This window comes from Pararhodobacter sp. CCB-MM2 (assembly GCF_001691415.1).
In the GTDB taxonomy this organism is placed as follows: domain Bacteria; phylum Pseudomonadota; class Alphaproteobacteria; order Rhodobacterales; family Rhodobacteraceae; genus Pararhodobacter.
Genome location: NZ_LRRR01000022.1, coordinates 17952 through 36185, shown reverse-complemented (window position 1 = coordinate 36185; position 18234 = coordinate 17952). Strand labels below are relative to the sequence as shown.

Below are 18234 nucleotides of genomic sequence, written 5' to 3'. Positions count from 1 at the left end.
CAACCGGCATGACAGGCAAAACAGACCCCCGATGACCCAGGACCCGCTCTTCTTCGTTCACCTCACCGACCTGCACCTTTCCGCGCCGCAGCTGGCCAATCCGCTGCTGCTCAGCGACACGATGTCTGCCGTGCGCGCCTCGTTCGCGGCGATCCGGGGCCTGTCGCAGCGCCCGGCCTTCGTGGTGATCTCGGGCGATCTGACCGACCGGGGCCGGCCCGAGGATTACGAGACGCTGAAGGACCTGCTGACCGAGGAGGCCGACGACCTGCCGCTGGTGCTGGCGCTTGGCAACCACGACCAGCGCGGGCCGTTCCGGGCGGTGTTCGGGCTGGGCGCGGGCGAGGCGTCGCATGACCATGACGCGGTGATCGCCGGGCTGCATGTCATCACGCTGGATACCGCGATCCCCGGCCATGTCGGTGGCGAGATCGACGCGGCCCAGCAGGACTGGCTGCGCGACCGTCTGGGCGCCCATCCCGATCTGCGCAAATTGCTGGTGCTGCACCATGCGCCGTTGCTGGACCTGAACCGCACGCAGGCCTGGGACCGGCTCGACGCGGCCTCGACCGAGGCGCTGCGGCAGGCGATGGCCGGGCACGACGTGGTCGGCATCCTCTCGGGCCATGTGCATATGGAGGAGGTCAGCCTCTGGCACGGCGTGCCGGTGGTGATCGGCCAAGGCCATCACGCCGCCACCGATCCGACCGCCCCGAAGGGCGAGATCCGGCTGGTCGAGGGCGCGGGCCTGACCCTGTGCCACCTGCGCGACAGCGGCCTGACAGCGACCTTCGTGCCGCATGCCCAGACCCGTGCGCTGATCAAGCGGATCGATATCGCCGGGCTGATGGCGCGCGAGGCCAGCCGCGATGCCTGACCGCCGCATCCCCCTGCCCGGCCTGCACAATCTGCGCGACCTCGGCGGGCTCGGGCCCGTCGCGCCGGGCCGGCTGTGGCGTGCCGACGACCCGCAGGGCATCGGCGCCGACGAGGTCGCGACGCTGCGCCGGCAGGGGCTGGGAACCGTCATCGACCTGCGGGAACCCGCCGAGGCCGGGCCGGCACGCACCCTGTACCCGACGCCTCTGCGCTATCACAACGCGCCCTTGTTCGGCGGCCTGAACCTCGCCGCGCCCGAGATCGTCGAGGCCCCGGACCCGTTGCTGGCGCTGTACCTGCGCGCGCTGGAGGACAGCGCCGCGCATTTCGCCTCCACCCTGCGGCTGGTGGCCGAGGCCCCCACGGGCGCGGTGCTGGTGCATTGCACGGTCGGCAAGGACCGGACGGGCATGATGGTGGCGCTGATGCTGCGGCTGGCCGGTGTGCCCGACGCGCAGATCGTTGCCGATTACTCCGAGACCGGCCGCCACATCGGCCCGGTTCTGGAGCGCCTGCGCGCCCGCGCCGTGGCGCATCAATGGGATCTGGCCCTGCTGTCGCGTTATTGGCGCAGCGAGGCCGAGACGATGCACGGCTTCCTCGCCGCGCTCGACGACCGGCACGGCGGTGCCGAGGGCTACCTGTCCGACGCGGGCCTGACCCCGTCCGAACAGCGCGCCCTGCGCCACCGCCTGACCCGGCCTCACGACGAGACATCCGCCGCCGCCCCGGCGTCGGATGCGCCCCTTTTCCAACCGGAGACCTGATCATGCGCCGTACCGCCCTTGCGCTGACCACCGCCCTCGTCGCCCTTCCGCTGATGGCCCTGCCGGGCTGGGCGCGCACCGAAATCACCCTGTCGACCCAGCAGGAACCGACCGTGCTGGACCCGACGGCCGATGCCACGGCCTCGATCGACTCGATGCTGACGCAGAACGTCTATGAATCGCTGACCTCGGTGAACGAGGCCGGCGAAGTCATCCCCGCCCTCGCCACCGACTGGACGGTGTCCGAGGACGGCCTGACCTATACCTTCACGCTGGCCAGCGGCGTCACCTTCCACGACGGCACCAGCTTCGACGCCGAGGACGTCCTGTTCAGCTTCAACCGCGCGATGGCCGAAGACTCGACCAACCCGTCGAAGCGCATCTTCGAGCCGATCACCGAGATCACCGCCCCCGATGCGCAGACCGTGGTGATCACCATCGATCACACCGACGCCTTCTTCCTGTTCAACCTCGCGCAGGGCGATGCCTCGATCGTCGCGCCGGAAAGCGTCGACGGCAACGCCACCAGCCCGGTCGGCACCGGCCCGTTCCGCTTTGACAGCTGGACCCGCGGCGACCGCCTGACGCTGGTGCGCAACGACGATTACCGCGACCTGCAGGACGGCATGATGGAGCGCATCACCTTCCGCTTCATCGCCGACCCGACCGCCGTCACCAACGCGCTGATGGCCGGCGAGATCGACGGCACTGCGGGCTTCCCCTCGCCCGAGCTGCTGCCGATGTTCGAGAGCGACCCGCGCTTCACCGTCGCCGTCGGCACCACGCAGGGCGAGGTGATCCTTGCGCTGAACAACGGCCGCGCCCCCTTCGACGACATCGACGCCCGCCGCGCCGTGAACCACGGCCTGAACCGGCAGGAGATCATCGACGGCGCGATGTATGGCTATGCCACGCCGATCGGCAGCTTCTTCCCGCCCTCGGACGCCAATTACGTCGATCTGACCGGCCTCTATCCCTTCGACCCCGAGGTCGCCCGCAGCCTGCTGGCCGATGCCGGCATCGCCGAAGGCACCAGCATCCGCCTGCGCATTCCGCCCTTCGCCTATGCCACCCGCTCGGCAGTGATCATTCAGGCCGAGATGGCCGCGATCGGTCTCGACGTCGAGGTCGAGCAGCTGGAATGGGCCGCGTGGATGGATCAGGTCTACAACGGGCGGGATTATGAGATGACGATCATCGCCCATACCTCGCCCAACGATCTGAGCAACTTCACCCGTGGCCCGAACTACTTCTACGGCTACGACAATCCGGCCTTCAACACGCTGTGGGACCAGATCGTCGCCACCGCCGACCCGGTCGCGCGCGGTGCCCTGCTGCAGGACGCGCAGCGCTTCGTTGCCGACGAGGCCGTGCATGGCTTCCTGTTCCAGCTGCCCAGCCTCGGCGTCTACCGCACCGAGCTGTCGGGCTACTGGGTCTCGTCGCCGGTGATCTTCTCGCCGCTGGCCGACCTGCGCTGGACCGAGTGATCCACCCCTGACCCCCCGGCGCCCGCCCTCAGCCGCGGGCGCCGTTCCCTTCCGTCCGAGCCCCCTCCATGCCCTTCCTGTTGCGCCGCCTCGCGGGCCTTGTGGCCACGCTGACCGGCATCTCCCTCGTCGTCTTCGCGGTGATGAACGTCCTGCCGGGCGATCCCGCGCTGACTATCCTCGGCCTCGATTCCACTGAGGACGCCCGCGCCGCCCTCAGCGCGCAGCTGGGCCTCGATCAGCCGGTCTGGGCGCGGTATCTCGACTGGTTAGGCGGCATCCTCCAGAGTGATTTCGGCACCTCCTATGCGTATCGCGTTCCGGTCACCGAGCTGATCCTCGAACGCCTGCCGCTGACCCTGACACTGGGGCTGCTGGCCAGCATCCTGACCATCGCGCTGGCCACCGCTTTGGGCGTGTTCGCCGCCGCGCGCCACGGAAAGGCGGGCGATTGGGTGACGATGATCCTCAGCCAGCTGGGCATCGCCATCCCCGCCTTCTGGCTGTCGATCCTGCTGGTCCTCCTGTTCGCCGTGACCCTTCGCGTCCTGCCCTCGGGCGGGTTTCCCGGCTGGGCCGAACCGCTTGAGGCGCTGAAATCCCTCGTGCTGCCGGTCACCGCGCTGGTGCTGGTGCAGGCCTCGGTTCTGGCCCGTGTCACGCGGGCCTCGGTGCTGGAAGTGGCGAAGCTGGACTATGCCCGCACCGCCCGCGCCCTCGGCCTGTCGCCGCGCCGGGTCATGTGGGGCCATGTCCTGCCCAATGCCTTAGTGCCCATGGTCACCGTCGCCGGGATGCAGCTGGCCGGGCTGATCACCGGCACCATCGTCATCGAGAATGTCTTCTTCCTGCCCGGTCTGGGCCGGCTGATGTTTCAGGCGATCAACAACCGCGATCTCTACACCGTGCAGGCGCTGGTCCTGTTGTTCGCCTCGATCGTGGTGATCGTGAACTTCCTTGTCGACATGATCTACCTGCTGATCGACCCCCGCCTTCGTGAAGGTCGAAGCTGATGCGCAACCTCCCTGTCTCTCTGTGGATCGGCGGCGCGCTGGTGGGCGTCATCGCCCTCGCCGCGCTGGTGTCGCTGGTCTGGACCCCGCAGGATTTTGCCACCGTCGCCGTGTCCGAACGGTTCCAGCCCCCCTCCGCCCGCTATTGGCTAGGCACCGATCAGCTGGGCCGCGACGTGCTGACCCAGCTGATGGTCGGCGCCCGCAACTCCTTGACCATCGCGCTGGTGGCCGTGGGCCTTGGCGGCGCTTTGGGAACCGCATTGGGGCTGCTGGCCGGCGCGAAAGGCGGCTGGACCGAGGAAATCGTGCTGCGCCTCGCCGATTTCAGCTTCGCCTTCCCCGCGCTTCTATTCGCGATCATGCTCGCCGCCGCTTTCGGCCCTTCCTTCGCCAACGCCGTCGTCGCCATCGCCTTCATCAACATCCCGGTTTTCGTGCGCGTCTCCTGCGCCTCGGCCCGGCAGGTCTGGCAGCGCGACTACGTGCTGGCCGCCCGCGCCTCGGCCCGGGGCGGGCTGGCCATCACCCGCGACCACGTCCTGCCCAACATCGCCGCCATCGTCATCGTGCAGGCGACCATCGACTTCGCCGGCGCCATCCTTATCGAGGCCGCGCTCAGCTACCTCGGCCTTGGCGTGCAACCGCCCGAGCCCAGCTGGGGCCGTATGCTGTCCGAGGCCCAGACGCTGCTGTTCCTCGCGCCGCAACTGACGGTGCTGCCGGGCCTGTGCATCGTCGCCACGGTACTGGGCTTCAACCTGCTGGGCGACGGTCTGCGCGACCTTGCCGATCCGCGCCGAGAGAAGGCCCGCTGATGTACAAGATCCGCAACCTGTCCCTGTCCTTCGACGGGCATGAGGCCGTCCGCAGCGCCAGTTTCGACATCCCGCGCGGGGCACGGCTGGGGCTGGTCGGCGAATCCGGCTGTGGCAAGTCGATCACCGCACTGGCGCTGCTGGGCATGGCCCCGGCCTCGGCCCGCGTCTCCGGCTCGATCGAGATCGACGGGCAGGAAATGGCCGCCGCGCCAGAGCGCCTGTGGCGTTCCTACCGGGCGCGCAAGGTGGCGATGGTGTTCCAGGAACCCCTGTCCGCTCTGAACCCGCTGAAGCGCGTGGGCGACATCATCGCCGAACCGATGCGCCTGCATTTGCGGCTGGACCGTCGCGCCGCCCGTGCCCGTGCCCGCGACCTTCTGGTCGAGGTCGGCATCCCGGACCCCGAGGCCCGGCTCGACCAATATCCCCACCAGTTGTCCGGCGGCCAACGCCAGCGCGTGCTGATCGCCGCCGCCCTGTCTTGCGATCCACAGCTGCTGGTCGCGGATGAGCCGACCACCGCGCTCGATGCCCATGTCGCCGGACGGATCCTCGACCTGCTCAAACGCCTCAGCGAGACGCGGGACATGGCGCTGGTGTTCATCAGCCATGACCTCGAGGCCGTCGCCCGCGTCACCGAGGAGATGCTGGTGATGTATGGCGGCGACATCGTCGAGCGCGGCCCGACCGCGCAGCTTCTGGCCGATCCCCGCCATCCCTATACCAAGGGCCTGATCGAGGCCCGTCCGCGGCTCGATGCGCTCACCCTGCGGGCCGATGGCGCCCCGAGGCCCCGGCTGGCCAGCATCCCCGGCTCCGTCCCCGCGTTGGCCGATCTGCCCAAGGGCTGCCGCTTCGCCGGTCGCTGCCCGATCGAGCGCCCCGCCTGCGCCGGGTTGCGCCCCGCGGTCAGCGTCTTGGGCCCCGGCCAACGGCAGGTGCGCTGCCTCGCCCCCCTGTTGCCCGCAAAGGTCCCGGCATGAGCGTCGTCCTGTCCCTCTCCGGCGTGAGCCGCGCCTATCCCCTGCCCCGCCGTCGCCTTCTGGGCCCGCGCCCGATGCTTCAGGCCCTCAGCGACGCCAGCCTGACCCTGTCGGCGGGCGAAACCCTTGGCATTGTGGGCGAATCCGGCTCGGGCAAGTCGACATTGGCGCGGCTGGTGATGGGCTTCGACCGCCCGGACGCCGGGCGGATCACCGTGCTGGGACAGGACATCAACGCCCTCCCCGCGCCTGAGCTGCGTCGCCTGCGCGCGGGGTTCCAGATGGTGTTTCAGGACCCGTTCGGGTCGCTCGACCCGCGCCGTCCCGTCGGCTGGTCCATTGCCGAACCCTTGCTCGCCGATCCCGCGCTGGACGCCCCGACCCGCCGCAAGCGCGTGGCCGAGGCGTTGGAGCAGGTGGGCCTGCGCCCCGCCGATGGCGCCAAGTTCCCGCACCAATTCTCCGGCGGGCAGCGGCAGCGGGTGGCCATCGCCCGTGGCATCGTCACTCGCCCCCGCCTGCTGGTCGCCGATGAGCCCGTGTCGGCGCTGGATGTGTCGATGCAGGGGCAGATCCTGAACCTGCTGTCGGACCTGCAGGCACAGATGGGGCTGGCGATGCTGTTCATCAGCCACGACCTCGCGCTGGTGGCGCATCAATGCGACCGGGTGGCGGTGATGCACCGCGGACGCATCGTCGAATCCGGTCCGGTCGCGCAGGTCTTCTCCCATCCGCGCGAGTCCTACACCCGCAGCTTGCTCGCCCGACCGGAAACAAAGTCCGCAGACAATCGTGAACTGGTGAATAATACCCCCTGAAATGCGGTTAACGTCCCGAAATGGTAACCTTAATGGTTGGTTATTGATCTAGGGGGTTGACCTCCAAGCCCTTCACGGCAATCATCCTTTGGTAGAATTTGCTCCCCAGCTTCTCCTGTAAGGTTAACGATGCCGAGTACCCTGGAGCGTTTCCAGAACGCCAAAAGGGCCATCCTTGAGAATGGCCAAACCGACGCCTACCGCGAAATCGAGAGCATTGCCGCCAACCGGACTCCGGTTGGGCATATGGCGACGGACTTCCTCCGCCGTCACCCGCGCCATCCCGCGACGCCGCCGGCGCCGCGTCAGATGGACACGATCAAGATCATTCCCGCCGAGACCCGGCGCCTGCATCCCAACGAGATCCCCTCGACCCATGCCAGCGGCCCGCGCCGTGACGGCGTGACCTTGGCCGAGCTCGAAGCCGAGATCGCGCGGGTCGAGAAGGTCCGCGTCCTGCTGACCTCGGCCAACCGGCCCGACACGAAATACCGTCCCTACAGCGCCAAGGCGCCGTCGGCGGAGACGATGTCGGCGGATGATCTGACCCGCATGCTGGGCCGGGCCTATCCGGGCATCGACTGCCTGTCGCCGCGCGGGGCGATCTCGCTCGGCACCCTGCGCCGCAACTATCCCGCCAAGGCCTGACAGGCCTCAGCCAAAGTCCATCGGGACACCCACGACTTGCCATGGCATCGCTTGAGACAGGGTCTTGGCGATGCCCTCGGCCGTCCAACCGCCCGGAGCGTGACGGATCTCGGGCTCGGACGGATGGGTCCACAGCGACAGCCGATCACCCCCGATCCCCAGCGCCTGCCCGGTGATCCCCTTCGCCGCGTCCGAGGCGAGGAACACCACCAGCGGCGCCACGTCCTCAGGCGTGCCGATGCCCTTTTCGCGCAGGCTTTGCGGCAGAGGCTCGCCGCGTTCCAGCGCCGCAACATGCGGGGCCAGCGCGGGGATCGTCGCCGTCATCCGGGTCAGGGCCGTCGGCACGATGGCGTTGACGCCAACCCCGTCGCGCGCCAGCTCCAGTGCCCAGCTGCGCATCATGCCGACGATCCCGGCCTTCGCCGCCGCATAGGCGCCCTGCCCGAAATTCCCCTGCTGTCCGGCGGGCGAGGCCGTCAGGATCAGGCTCCCGCCGCCGCCCTGCGCCTTGAACTGCCGCGCAGCCGCCCGGCCGCATTGGAAGCTGCCACGCAGATGGGTGCCGATCACGAGGTCAAAGGCTGCATCCTCGGTCTTCCACAGCACGGAATCGCGCAACACCCCAGCGCAGGCGAACAAGATGTCGAGCCGCCCGAAGCTGTCGACCGCCGCCTGCACGCAGGCCTCGGCCGATCCGTCTGTCCCAATCGCCGCCGCCACCGCGACCGCCTTGCCGCCCTTCGCCGTTATCGCATCGACCACCGACTGCGCCGCCGCGCCGTCGATGTCATTCACCACGACCGAGGCCCCGGCCTGGGCCAGCGCCATCGCCGAGGCGCGACCGATGCCCAACCCGGCACCGGTCACGACTGCCACTTTCCCAACCAGCATCACTTGCCCCTGTAGATCGGTGCGCGTTTTTCCATGAAGGCGCGCGGGCCCTCGCGGGCGTCCTCGGTCGCCATGACCACACGCTTGGCGCGGTCCTCCATCACATAGCCCTCGGCCAGCGTGACGCCGCTCGCCGCGATCACCGTGCGCTTGATCTGTTGCACGGCGACCGGCGCATTGGCCGCGACCTTGCGCGCGAGGGTCATGGCCGTGTCCATCAGCGCGCCGGGCGCGACGATGCGGCCGATGAGGCCCGCGTTCAGCGCGGTTTCGGCGTCAATGGCCGCACCCGTCAGCATCATCTCCATTGCCAGCGCATAGGGGATCTGCCGCGGCAGGCGCACCAGCGCGCCCGCGAAGGGGATCACGCCCCGCGCGGCCTCGGGCAGGGCGAAGGTCGCATGCGGCACGGCGATGCGGATGTCGGTGCCGAGCAGCGTCTCCATGCCCCCGGCCATGCAGGGGCCGTTCACCGCCGCGATCACCGGCTTCGGCATGTCAAAGCCGCGCTGCGCGATGCGGGCATTGACGCCGTCGTCGGCGAGGAAGCGGCGGTCCCACTCGGTCTCGGGCTGGCGCGCGCCGGACAGGAGCGGCAGCGACAGCGCCAGATCGCCGCCAGAGCAGAAGGCCTTGTCGCCCGCGCCGGTCAGAACCACGGCGCGGATCGTCTCGTCCGCGGCGATCTCGTCCATCGCATCGGCCAGACGGCAGGCCAGTTCCGGGCTCAGCGCATTGCGCGCCTCGGGGCGGTTCAGGGTCAGGATCGCGACCGCGCCGTCGCGCTCGAACAGAAGCGGCAGCGTCATGCGCGGACCGCCGTGACGCGACCGTCCCGCAACGCGGCGATGGCTGCCTCGCGCAAGGCGAATTTCTGGATCTTGCCGTTCGCCGTCATCGGCAACTCCTTCACGATTTCCACGTATTTCGGCATCTTGTGCCGGGCCATGCGCGCGCGGCAGTGGTTCTGCAAGGCCGCCGCATCGGCCGAGGCCCCCTCGACCAGCACCGCATAGGCATAGCTCTCCTCGCCCAGATCGGGGTCGGGGACGCCCACCACCTGCGCCTGACTGACCGCCGGGTGATCGAGCAGACATTCCTCGATCTCGACCGGATAGACGTTCTCGCCGCCGCGGATGATCATGTCCTTCAGTCGCCCGACGATGCGCAGATGCCCGGTATCCTCCAGCACCGCGAGGTCGCCGGAATGCAGCCAGCCGTCCGCGTCGATCGCCTCGGCGGTCTTCTCGGGCATGTCGAAATAGCCCTTCATCACCAGATAGCCCCGGATGCACAGCTCGCCCGATTGGCCGAAGGGCAGGGTCGCGCCGGTTTCCACATCGGCGATGCGGATCTCGGTATGGGGCAAGGGAACGCCGGCGGTGGACACGCGGGTCTCCAGATCATCCGAATCGCGGGTCTGAGTGATGATCGGGCTGCATTCGGTCATGCCCATGATGATCAGCGGCTCGCCGTCCGTGGCCTCGCGCATCTTCAGCATCAGGCTCGGCGGGATCGAGGTGCCACCGGTGATGATCCGGCGCAGGGTCCGGGTTTGGTATTGGCCGTTGTCGGGGTGCTCGAGCATCCGCACCATCATCGTCGGCACGGCATTGAGCAGCGTCGGGCGGAACTCGTCCCAGAGCTGCAGCATCCGCCCGGCCTCGAAACTGTCCATCGTCACCAGAGTGCCGCCGCAGGCCGCCAGCGCCATGACGTTGCAGACGCAGCCTGCCGTGTGGAACAGCGGCATCGCCGAAAGCATCGTGTCGCCGGGCGAATAGCCGCCGCGATCGGCCATCAGGCGGGCGTTGTTGACGGTGGAATGATGGGTCAGCATGGCGCCCTTGGGCTTGCCGGTGGTGCCGCTGGTGTACTGGATCTGTGCCACATCGCGCGGCTGCACCGCGTCCTGACGGGCCGCGCGGGCGGCGTCATCCAGCGGCAGGCCGGCGGCCACGACATCCTCGAACCGGCGGGCGAAGGGGGCCTCACCGCCGATCACCGCAAGGCGACGCAGGGCGGGGAAGGGGCCGTCGGCCTTGCGCAAACCACCCGTCACCTCGGCCAGATCCGGCATCAGGGACAAAAGGTCGCCCGGAATATCGCTGCCCCGGAAGCCTGCCGCGAAGAACAACGCGGCGACCTGACCCTGCTCCAACAGATAGGCCAGCTCATTGGGCTTCAGCGCAGGGTTCACCGTGACCAGCACCACACCGGCCTTGGCCAGCGCGTATTCCAGCAGCACCCAGGCCGCGCAATTCTGCGCCATGACGGCGACGCGCGCCCCGGCGGGAATGCCCCAGTCGACGATGCCGCGGGCCAGCGCATCGGCCTCGGCCTTCAGCTGGGCATAGGTCCAACGGGTCGACACGGCACCGGCCTTTTCGTCGCCCACCACCGCCAGCCGGTCGGGCAGCGCGGCGGCTTGCCGGTCCAAGAGACCCCCCAGAGTGATCTCCCACAATTCCGGGCCATCGCTGCTGGCCGGCCAATGCGCCAAGGCGTGTTCGCTCATGTCTTCCTCCCCTGACTCTCCAACGACAGGCTGGACAGCCTCCAATCCGAGTGTTATCGAATTGTTCGACGTCAATCAATATGACGATGACCAGTTCGAGGACGACCCATGCAAAGCGCCGCCGCCCGACTGTCTGAGGACACGGAAGCCGACCTGATGCTGGCCCTGCAGCCGGCGCTGGCCGACAGCGTGAACTTCCGCCTGCGGATGGCGCAGATCCTTGCCTACAAGGCGTTCGAGGCGAACACGCCGGATCACGGGGGCGCGGCGCGTTACCTCGGGCTTCTGTCGATCATCTGCCAGAATCCGGGCCAGTCGCAGATCAAGCTGGCCGAGGCCGTGGGGCTGCAACGCTCCAGCCTCGTGCCGATCCTCGACAAGATGGAGAAGTCGGGCATCGTCGAGCGCCGCGCGGTCGATGGCGACCGGCGCTCGAACGCGGTCTGGGCAACGGCGCAGGGCGAGGCGATCGTCGCCGATCTCAGCGCGCAGGCGAATGTCGTGGAAGACGCCACGCTTCAGGGCTTCAGCCCCGAGGAAGTGGCACTGCTGCGCGGCATGCTGGACCGCGTCATCAGCAATTTCCGGCGGATGTAAGAACCGCCGGAGGGAGGGGCGGCCCGTCGCGGTGACGGTGCGGCCCGGCGCGGGAACGGAGGCCCGCGCCCATATCAGGGAGAGAGACGATGAAAGCAGTTCGCTGGACTGCCGTGAGCGCGCTTGCGCTCTCGGCCGCTGCCACCATGGCATCCGCGCAGGAGGTCACTTGGGCCTTCTCGCATTGGGTGCCCCCGCAATCCGAAGTGCAGATCTCGGGCTTCGAGCCTTGGGTGCAATCGATCAACGAGGCCTCGGACGGCCGCATCCAGATCGACGTCTTCCCGGCCCAGCAGCTGGGCTCGGCGCCGGACCATTACGACATGGCCCGCGACGGCATCGTCGACATCGGCTTCGTGAACCCCGGCTATCAGGCCGGCCGCTTCCCGATCATCGCCGCGGCCGAACTGCCGTTCCTGACCTCGAACGCCACCGGCGCCAGTCGCGCGCTGCACGAATGGTACGCGCAATACGCCGCGCAGGAGATGCCGGACGTGCATGTCTGCCTCGTGCACCTGCACCATCCGGGCGCGCTGCATGCGACCCGTGGCCCGATTGCCGGCCCGGAAGATTTTGCCGGCATGAACATCCGCCCGCCGCAAGCCACCATCGCCCGCATGATCAGCCTGATGGGCGCGAGCCCGGTGCAGGTGCCCGCGCCGGAAATGCGCGCGATCCTGTCCTCGGGCGGGGCCGATGCGACCGTCTCGCCCTGGGACAGCCTGCGTCTGTTCGGGGTCGAGGACGTGGTGACTCATCACCTCGACCTGCCGCTCTATGGCGTGGCCTTCGTCTATGCGATCAATCAGGCCAGCTACGACGGGCTGTCGGATGAGAACCGCGCGGTGATCGACGAGCATTGCACGCCGGAATGGTCCGAGCGCATTGCCACCGGCTGGGACCGCGTCGACGTCGCGGCCTATGAGCGGCTGAAGACCGACGAGGCCCACACCTTCTACACACCCGACGCGGCGCAGATGGAGGCGTGGCAGGCACTGGCCGTGCAGCTGCGCGGCGAATGGGCCGAGGCTGCCGGGACCGCCGGTCTGGCCGACCCCGAAGGCGCACTGGCCGATCTGGTCTCGCGCCTTGAGGCTGCCGGCGGCGCCTACGAATGATCCCCTCCCCCGGCCCGTCACAGGGCCGGGGCTTTGCCATCGAGGGACAAATGACCCGCTTCTTCGACCTTTTCTGCCGCACCGTCGAATGGGTGGCGGCGATCCTCTTGGGCTCTGTCACGGCGCTGGTCGTGGTCTCGACGCTGGGCCGCTACCTGTTCGCGATGCCCGTGCCCGACAGCTTCGACATCTCGCGCCTGATCCTCGGCGCCTGCCTTGCGTGGGGCTTTGCCGTGATCGGCCTCAGGGGCGGGCATATTCAGGTGGATCTGGTGGCCGAGAGCCTCGGCCCGCGCCTGCGCCGCGCGGTCGACGCGCTGGCTTGGGCCGCACTGCTGGTCTTCGCCGTATTGCTGGCGTGGAAGATCTGGGGCCGCATCCTGTCCGTCCGCGCCTCGGGCGAGACAACCTTCGACCTGCGCCTGCCGCTATGGCCCTTCCTTGCGCTGATCTGGGGCGGGCTGGCCGCCAGCTGCCTGACCATCACGGTCAAGCTGGCACGCATCCTCACCGGGGCGGATACCCTCGCCTCGGCTGACAATCAGGAACTGGATGAGGCAAAGCGTGGCCTACGCTGATCTGATCGCCGTCTCGGGCTTCGTCGCCCTCTTTGCCATGCTGCTGCTGCGCGTGCCGATCGGCGTGGCGCTGGGGTTGGTGGGCGTGTTCGGCTACGGCGCGATCCGGGGGCTGAACCCGGCGCTGAACCTGCTGGCGACCTCGCCGATCAGGGTGCTGACCGATTTCCACCTGTCCTTGGTGGTGTTCTTCATCCTGATGGGGTCCTTCGCCACCCATTCCGGCATGAGCCGAGAGATGTTCCGCGCCGCGAATGCGTGGTTCGGCGCGCTGAGGGGCGGCGTCGCCATGTCGACCATCGCCGCCTGCGCGGGCTTCGCCGCGATCTGCGGGTCGTCGGTTGCGACGGCCGCCACCATGACCCGCATCGCCCTGCCCGAGATGCGCCGCTTCGGCTACCGCGAGGAGACGGCGACCGGCGTCATCGCTGCGGGCGGTACCTTGGGGATCATGATCCCGCCCTCGGTGGTGATGGTGGTCTATGCCTACATCACCGAAACCGACGTCAGCAAATTGTTCATCGCCGGCATCATCCCCGGCACCCTGGCCATCGTCCTCTACATGGCGACCGTGCTCATCGCCCATCGCAAGGGCCTGCCGGCGGGCCAGCCCTTCTCCCTCCCCGAGGCGATGCGCGCGCTGTCCGGCGTCTGGGCCGTGGCGCTGCTGTTCTTCTCGGTGATCGGGTCGATCTACCTTGGCGTCGCCACCCCGACCGAGGCCTCGGCCATCGGCGCCGCCGCCACCCTGCTGATCGGCGTGCTGCGCGGCCAGCTGGACGGGCCGAAAATCCTGCATTGCCTTGTCGAGAGCCTGCGCACCTCGGTCTCGGTCTTCACGGTGCTGATCGGCGCGGTGCTGTTTGGCTATTTCCTCGCCATCACCCGCTCGCCGCAGAAGCTGACGGCCTGGCTGGTGGATCTGGACCTCTCGGCGCATGGCACGCTGGCGCTGATCCTGATCGCCTTCATCCTTGCGGGCTGCATTCTGGACACGATGGCCATGATCCTGCTCTTGGTGCCGATCGTCTTTCCGGTCGTCATGCACCTTGGCTTCGACGCGGTCTGGTTCGGCGTGATCATCGTCATGGTGGCCGAGCTGGGGATGATCACGCCGCCCGTGGGGATCAACGTCTTCGTCATCAACATGATCGCCAAGGAGGTGAAATTGACCACGATCTTCAAGGGCGTGCTGCCCTTCGTCGTCACCGACATCCTGCGGCTGATCCTGCTGGTCGCCTTCCCCGCGCTGGTGCTGTTCCTGCCCTCGACCATGTAAGCCGCAAGCACACACCTTTGTACGGCCCGTCCGTTGGTTGACCCCAACAGGCGGGCCGTTTTCGCTCATCCTTCAATTGAAACTCAGCACGAGGCGAAAAAATCACTAGCACGATTTGCGTACACTAATGTACGTTGAACCCGAATCAACCAGCCTCGGGAGACAGCGCATGAAATCGCATTATCGGGTGGCCATCATCGGCGGCGGTGTCGTCGGGGCCTCGGTGGCCTATCACCTCACCAAGTTCGGCTGGACCGATGTGGCGATCTTCGAGCGTGACGTTCTGACCGCCGGTTCCAGCTGGCACGCCGCCGGCGGCTTTCATGCGCTGAACTCGGATCCCAACATCGCCGCGCTGCAATCCTATACGATCGACCTGCTGCAAGAGGTCGGCGCGGAATCCGGCATCGAGATCGGCATGCACATGACCGGCGGGATCACCCTCGCCAGCGAACCCGAGCGCTGGGAATGGCTGCAATCCTCGCTGCGCACCTTCCAGTCCTTGGGCATCAACGATGTCGAGCTGATCACCCCCGACGAGATCAAGCGCCGCTGCCCCATCGTCTCGACCGAGGGCGTACTCGGCGGCATGTGGAGCGACCGCGAGGGGCATATCGACCCCTCGGCCGTGGTGCATGCCTATGCCCGCGCGGCGAAGAACCGGGGCGCCTCGATCCTTGAGCACACCAAGGTCGAAAGCCTGTCGCAGCGCGCCGATGGGATGTGGGAGGTCCATACCGACAAGGGCGTCGTGGTGGCCGAACATGTCGTCAATGCCGGGGGCCTCTGGGCCAAGCAGGTCGGGCGCATGGCGGGGATCGAGCTGCCGGTCACGCCGATGGAGCACCATTACCTCGTGACGGAATCGATCCCCGAACTGGTCGAGCTGGGCCGCGAGATCCCGCTGGTCGTCGACCCCGAGGGCTTCTCCTATACCCGTCAGGAGCAGAAGGGCCTGCTGCTGGGCATCTACGAGCGTGACTTCAAGCATTGGCAGATGGACGGCGCGCCCTGGGACTTCGGCATCGAGCTGCTGCAAGAGGACGTGGGCCGCATCGAGGAGGAACTGAGCCTCGGCTTCAGCCGCTTCCCCTGCCTTGAGAATGTCGGCATCAAGCGCTGGGTCAACGGCGCCTTCACCTTCTCGCCGGATGGCAACCCGCTGGTCGGCCCGGTGCGCGGGGTGCGCAACTATTGGGTCGCCTGTGGCGTGATGGCGGGCTTCCTGCAGGGCGGCGGCGTCGGCAAATCGCTGGCCGAATGGATGATCCATGGCGAGCCCGAGGCCGACATCTTCGGCATGGACATCGCCCGCTACGGCGATTTCGCCGCCAACCGCGAGTTCATCCGCCAGACCACCGGCCAGTTTTATTCGCGCCGTTTCATCATGTCCTACCCGAACGAGCAGCTGCCCGCCGGCCGTCCGCTGAAGACCCCGCCGGTCTACAGCGACCTCAGCGCCGCCGGTTGCCGCTGGGGCGCCGCCTGGGGCCTGGAGCAACCGCTCTATTTCGCGCCCGAGGATTTCGTCGAGAAACCGACCCTGCGCCGCTCCAATGCCTTCGATCTGGTGGGCGAGGAAGCCCGCGCCGCGCGCGAAGTGGCCGGCCTTCTCGATATGACCGCCTTCTCGCGCTACGAGGTCACCGGCCCCGGCGCGAAGGAATGGCTGGACACCCTGCTGGCCTGCCGCCTGCCCGGACCGGGCCGCGCCCGTCTGGCCCCGATGCTGGGCGAGAACGGCAAGCTGAAGGGCGATCTGACCGTCCTCAACTGGGGCGACGGCAGCTGGTGGATCATGGGCTCCTACTACCTGCGCGAATGGCACATGCGCTGGTTCGAGGACCACATGGGCGACGGCGTCACCCTGCGCGATCTCTCGGACGCGACTACCGGCATGGCGCTGTTCGGCCCCAATGCGCGCACCATCCTGCAACGCCTGACCAAGGACGACATCTCGGCCAAGGGGCTGCCGTTCATGGGCTGCAAGACCATCGATATCGGCCTGATCCGCGCCAAGGTCGCGCGCATGTCGATCTCGGGCGAGCTGGGCTACGAGATCAACTGCGGCGCGCTGGAGCAGGTGTCGCTCCGCCGCGCCCTGCTGAAGGCCGGCGCCGATCTGGGCCTGCGCGAGGTTGGTTTCGCCGCCGTCCTCTCGCTGCGGCTGGAGAAAAGCTTCGGCATCTGGTCGCGGGAATTCACCCAGGGCTACACGCCCGCCCAGACCGGCTTCGACCGCTTCATCGACTTCGACAAGCCCGCCTTCATCGGCCGCGACGCCGCGCTGGCAGAGCGGGACAACCCGCCCGCCAAATTGCTGGTCACGCTGGAGGTCGACGCCAAGGATGCCGACGCCACCGGCTACGAGCCCATCTGGCACGACGGCAAGCTGGTCGGCTACGTCACTTCGGGCGGCTATGGCCACACGCTGGGCCGCAGCTTCGCGCTGGCCATGGTCGACCGCGCCGTCAGCGAACCGGGCACCGACCTGACACTGCATATCGTCGGCGAAGAGGTCACGGCGCGGGTGATCCCCGCCTCGCCCTATGACCCCGACGGGACGGCGCTGCGGAAATGACCCGTCGCTACTCCGCGCTCTCGCTTCTGAAGGAAGGGTTGTCCGGCCAGAAAGGCTGGCAACCCGCCTGGGACGACCGGCCGCTGAAGCCGCGCTATGACGTCGTCATCATCGGCGGCGGCGGGCAGGGGCTGGCGACCGCCTATTACCTCGCCAAGACCCATGGCATCACCAATGTCGCGGTGATCGAGAAGGGTTGGCTGGGCGGCGGCAACACAGGGCGCAACACCACGGTGGTGCGCTCGAACTACTTCTTCCCTGAGAGCGTGCGGCTCTATGACTTGTCGCTGAAGCTCTATGAGAAGCTGTCGATCGAGCTGAACTACAACATCATGCTGTCGCAGCGCGGCATGGTCAGCCTTGCCCATACCCCGGCCGAGATGGAGATGTCGGCCCGCGTCGTCAACGCCATGCAGATCAACGGCACCGATGCCGAGCTGCTGGATGCAGACGGCGTGCGCCAGCGGCTGCCGATCCACCACGGCGGGCCGGATGCGCGTTATCCGGCGCTTGGCGGGATCTGGCAGGGGCGTGCCGGCACCGCGCGCCATGACGCGGTCGCCTGGGGCTATGCCCGCGCCGCGTCCAAGCTGGGGGTGGACATCATCCAGCAATGCGAAGTCGAGGATTTCCTGATCGAGGGCGGGCGTTGTCGCGGCCTGCGCACCTCGCGCGGCGAGGTTCGGGCGGATCGCGTCGGCATGGCGGTCGCCGGGCATTCCTCGGTTCTGGCGACGAAAGCCGGGTTCCGTCTGCCGGTGACCTCCTACGCCTTGCAGGCCTGCGTGTCCGAGCCGGTGAAGCCGATCCTCGACACCGTGGTCCTGTCGCCCGGCACCGGCACCTATGCCAGCCAGTCCGACAAGGGCGAGATCGTCATCGGCGGCGCACTGGACCGCGTGCCCTCGTATGGTCAGCGCGGCAATCTGCCGGTGCTGGAGACGGTGATCGCGGGCCTTCTGGAGATGTTCCCGGCCTTCCGCCAGCTGAAGCTGATGCGGCAATGGGCGGGGATCGTCGATGTGGTCCCCGACAGCTCGCCCATTCTGGGCGAAAGCCCCCTGCCCGGCCTGTTCCTCAACGGCGGCTGGGGCACCGGCGGGTTCAAGGCCATCCCGGCCGGCGGCACTTTGCTCGCGCATCTTCTGGCGACCGGGCAGCACCACGACATCTCGCGGCCCTTCGACCTTGATCGTTTCACCACCGGGCGTCTCATCGACGAGGCCGCCGGGTCGGGCATCGCGCATTAG

Annotated in this window: 17 protein-coding genes; 14 read left to right on the top strand and 3 right to left on the bottom strand. The window is 68.0% G+C overall.

Annotation, left to right across the window (positions count from 1 at the left end):
• Positions 1-31 precede the first annotated feature (31 nt).
• The 8 genes from BCY78_RS17755 to BCY78_RS17720 all read left to right on the top strand — a co-directional run bounded on the left by BCY78_RS17755 (position 32) and on the right by BCY78_RS17720 (position 7419).
• Complete coding sequence (locus BCY78_RS17755) at positions 32-877, top strand: metallophosphoesterase (RefSeq protein WP_068304573.1); 846 nt, start codon at positions 32-34, stop codon at positions 875-877.
• Positions 870-1646: a tyrosine-protein phosphatase gene (locus BCY78_RS17750; RefSeq protein WP_068304571.1), complete on the top strand. Its 777-nt coding sequence runs from the start codon at positions 870-872 to the stop codon at positions 1644-1646. The genes BCY78_RS17755 and BCY78_RS17750 overlap by 8 nt, the downstream gene beginning before the upstream one ends.
• 2 nt (positions 1647-1648) lie before the next feature.
• Positions 1649-3136, top strand: coding sequence for an ABC transporter substrate-binding protein (locus BCY78_RS17745; protein ID WP_068304569.1), 1488 nt, complete (start codon positions 1649-1651; stop codon positions 3134-3136).
• Positions 3137-3204: 68 nt separating this feature from the next.
• A complete protein-coding gene (locus BCY78_RS17740; RefSeq protein WP_068304568.1) occupies positions 3205-4149 on the top strand; it encodes an ABC transporter permease in 945 nt (314 codons plus the stop codon).
• A complete protein-coding gene (locus tag BCY78_RS17735) occupies positions 4149-4967 on the top strand; it encodes an ABC transporter permease (protein ID WP_068304566.1) in 819 nt (272 codons plus the stop codon). The genes BCY78_RS17740 and BCY78_RS17735 overlap by 1 nt, the downstream gene beginning before the upstream one ends.
• Complete coding sequence (locus BCY78_RS17730) at positions 4967-5953, top strand: ABC transporter ATP-binding protein (protein ID WP_068304564.1); 987 nt, start codon at positions 4967-4969, stop codon at positions 5951-5953. Before BCY78_RS17735 ends, BCY78_RS17730 begins: the two co-directional genes overlap by 1 nt.
• Entirely contained in the window at positions 5950-6771 is an 822-nt protein-coding gene (locus BCY78_RS17725; RefSeq protein WP_068304563.1) for an ATP-binding cassette domain-containing protein, read from the top strand. The genes BCY78_RS17730 and BCY78_RS17725 overlap by 4 nt, the downstream gene beginning before the upstream one ends.
• 129 nt (positions 6772-6900) lie before the next feature.
• A complete protein-coding gene (locus tag BCY78_RS17720; RefSeq protein ID WP_068304560.1) occupies positions 6901-7419 on the top strand; it encodes a hypothetical protein in 519 nt (172 codons plus the stop codon).
• A gap of 6 nt (positions 7420-7425) precedes the next feature.
• On the opposite strand, the gene BCY78_RS17715 is transcribed toward BCY78_RS17720, so the two are convergent.
• The 3 genes from BCY78_RS17715 to BCY78_RS17705 are packed head-to-tail and all read right to left on the bottom strand — an operon-like array spanning position 7426 to position 10831.
• A complete protein-coding gene (locus BCY78_RS17715; RefSeq protein ID WP_068304559.1) occupies positions 7426-8313 on the bottom strand; it encodes an SDR family NAD(P)-dependent oxidoreductase in 888 nt (295 codons plus the stop codon).
• A complete protein-coding gene (locus BCY78_RS17710) occupies positions 8313-9122 on the bottom strand; it encodes an enoyl-CoA hydratase/isomerase family protein (RefSeq protein ID WP_068304558.1) in 810 nt (269 codons plus the stop codon). Before BCY78_RS17710 ends, BCY78_RS17715 begins: the two co-directional genes overlap by 1 nt.
• Positions 9119-10831: an AMP-binding protein gene (locus BCY78_RS17705; RefSeq protein ID WP_068304557.1), complete on the bottom strand. Its 1713-nt coding sequence runs from the start codon at positions 10829-10831 to the stop codon at positions 9119-9121. Before BCY78_RS17705 ends, BCY78_RS17710 begins: the two co-directional genes overlap by 4 nt.
• Positions 10832-10939: 108 nt before the next feature.
• Here BCY78_RS17705 and BCY78_RS17700 point away from each other — a divergent pair, with 108 nt between their 5' ends.
• The 6 genes from BCY78_RS17700 to BCY78_RS17675 all read left to right on the top strand — a co-directional run bounded on the left by BCY78_RS17700 (position 10940) and on the right by BCY78_RS17675 (position 18234).
• Positions 10940-11428 (top strand): MarR family winged helix-turn-helix transcriptional regulator, encoded by a 489-nt coding sequence (locus BCY78_RS17700; protein ID WP_068304556.1) that lies wholly within the window; start codon positions 10940-10942, stop codon positions 11426-11428.
• Between the two features lie 89 nt (positions 11429-11517).
• Entirely contained in the window at positions 11518-12546 is a 1029-nt protein-coding gene (locus tag BCY78_RS17695) for a TRAP transporter substrate-binding protein (protein ID WP_068304554.1), read from the top strand.
• Positions 12543-13124, top strand: a complete 582-nt coding sequence (locus tag BCY78_RS17690; RefSeq protein WP_233499434.1) for a TRAP transporter small permease — start codon at positions 12543-12545, stop codon at positions 13122-13124. Before BCY78_RS17695 ends, BCY78_RS17690 begins: the two co-directional genes overlap by 4 nt.
• On the top strand, positions 13111-14403 hold the full coding sequence (locus tag BCY78_RS17685) for a TRAP transporter large permease (RefSeq protein WP_199523176.1): 1293 nt from the start codon (positions 13111-13113) through the stop codon (positions 14401-14403). The genes BCY78_RS17690 and BCY78_RS17685 overlap by 14 nt, the downstream gene beginning before the upstream one ends.
• A 169-nt stretch (positions 14404-14572) precedes the next feature.
• Positions 14573-16984 (top strand): FAD-dependent oxidoreductase, encoded by a 2412-nt coding sequence (locus BCY78_RS17680; protein WP_068304547.1) that lies wholly within the window; start codon positions 14573-14575, stop codon positions 16982-16984.
• Positions 16981-18234 carry a sarcosine oxidase subunit beta family protein gene (locus BCY78_RS17675; RefSeq protein ID WP_068304545.1) on the top strand — a complete coding sequence of 418 codons (1254 nt, stop codon included), beginning with the start codon at positions 16981-16983 and terminating at the stop codon, positions 18232-18234. Before BCY78_RS17680 ends, BCY78_RS17675 begins: the two co-directional genes overlap by 4 nt.

Bases quoted from the DNA above. Each gene is read 5' to 3' on its own strand.
- BCY78_RS17745 (WP_068304569.1), top strand. From the start codon at position 1,649: ATGCGCCGTACCGCCCTTGCGCTGACCACCGCCCTCGTCGCCCTTCCG.
- BCY78_RS17730 (WP_068304564.1), top strand. From the start codon at position 4,967: ATGTACAAGATCCGCAACCTGTCCCTGTCCTTCGACGGGCATGAGGCC.
- BCY78_RS17715 (WP_068304559.1), bottom strand. From the start codon at position 8,313: ATGCTGGTTGGGAAAGTGGCAGTCGTGACCGGTGCCGGGTTGGGCATC.
- BCY78_RS17710 (WP_068304558.1), bottom strand. From the start codon at position 9,122: ATGACGCTGCCGCTTCTGTTCGAGCGCGACGGCGCGGTCGCGATCCTG.
- BCY78_RS17720 (WP_068304560.1), top strand. From the start codon at position 6,901: ATGCCGAGTACCCTGGAGCGTTTCCAGAACGCCAAAAGGGCCATCCTT.
- BCY78_RS17755 (WP_068304573.1), top strand. From the start codon at position 32: ATGACCCAGGACCCGCTCTTCTTCGTTCACCTCACCGACCTGCACCTT.
- BCY78_RS17740 (WP_068304568.1), top strand. From the start codon at position 3,205: ATGCCCTTCCTGTTGCGCCGCCTCGCGGGCCTTGTGGCCACGCTGACC.
- BCY78_RS17675 (WP_068304545.1), top strand. From the start codon at position 16,981: ATGACCCGTCGCTACTCCGCGCTCTCGCTTCTGAAGGAAGGGTTGTCC.
- BCY78_RS17690 (WP_233499434.1), top strand. From the start codon at position 12,543: ATGATCCCCTCCCCCGGCCCGTCACAGGGCCGGGGCTTTGCCATCGAG.
- BCY78_RS17725 (WP_068304563.1), top strand. From the start codon at position 5,950: ATGAGCGTCGTCCTGTCCCTCTCCGGCGTGAGCCGCGCCTATCCCCTG.
- BCY78_RS17705 (WP_068304557.1), bottom strand. From the start codon at position 10,831: ATGAGCGAACACGCCTTGGCGCATTGGCCGGCCAGCAGCGATGGCCCG.
- BCY78_RS17700 (WP_068304556.1), top strand. From the start codon at position 10,940: ATGCAAAGCGCCGCCGCCCGACTGTCTGAGGACACGGAAGCCGACCTG.
- BCY78_RS17750 (WP_068304571.1), top strand. From the start codon at position 870: ATGCCTGACCGCCGCATCCCCCTGCCCGGCCTGCACAATCTGCGCGAC.
- BCY78_RS17735 (WP_068304566.1), top strand. From the start codon at position 4,149: ATGCGCAACCTCCCTGTCTCTCTGTGGATCGGCGGCGCGCTGGTGGGC.
- BCY78_RS17695 (WP_068304554.1), top strand. From the start codon at position 11,518: ATGAAAGCAGTTCGCTGGACTGCCGTGAGCGCGCTTGCGCTCTCGGCC.
- BCY78_RS17680 (WP_068304547.1), top strand. From the start codon at position 14,573: ATGAAATCGCATTATCGGGTGGCCATCATCGGCGGCGGTGTCGTCGGG.